General features: G+C 51.9%; 1 protein-coding gene. It reads right to left on the reverse strand.

Annotation, left to right across the window (positions count from 1 at the left end; genetic code table 11):
- Positions 1-369: 369 nt before the first annotated feature.
- Positions 370-616 (reverse strand): integrase core domain-containing protein (locus ABD208_RS20395; protein ID WP_344106649.1); only part of this gene is annotated, 247 nt, incomplete at its 5' end.

Raw genomic sequence — 616 nt, forward strand, 5'->3', positions numbered from 1 at the left:
ATTTAAGCGAATTCTGATCGATGATCCGACGTTTGGCGTTCCACTGTTCGGAACCTCGGCCTTGATGTGGGCAGATCCTAAGCCGAGCTATCTGATTCCGAAAAATATGACCGGCATAGACGGTCTTTTGGTGGGCAGATCGACTGTCCTTGTACCTAGATCTGGCCAGATTGCTGGCATCATCGGGACTCCGGTTCTTCCTTATGGAGAATTAATAGGTGGGGCAGTATCTGAGGATGCTATCAGAATAAACTGCCCGGACGAGAACGTGGCTGGGTATGTTTTTGTTGCGCTAAAATCTGAATATGAGAGGTGGTCCTGCTTTTTCGACCAGATTGCAGCCAAGTTAAGGTGGATCAGGGTTTCCTATCAGGCTGCCATTCTCATGGGTTCGGTTTGGTTGGCATGGACCTCATCCGGGGTCAAGATGCCGTGGGTCGAGTGGGGCCGCTCGGCATTGTAATAGGCCAGCCATTTTCCAATGTCGCCTCTAGCCTGTGAGCCAGTCTCGAAGGCGCGCAGGTAGACGCATTCGTATTTCAGCGACCGCCAAAGGCGCTCGATCATGCGATTGTCGATCCAGCGGCCCTTGCCATCCATCGATATCTTCACTTTG

This window comes from Myceligenerans crystallogenes, from assembly GCF_039529775.1.
Taxonomy (GTDB): Bacteria; Actinomycetota; Actinomycetes; order Actinomycetales; family Cellulomonadaceae; genus Myceligenerans; species Myceligenerans crystallogenes.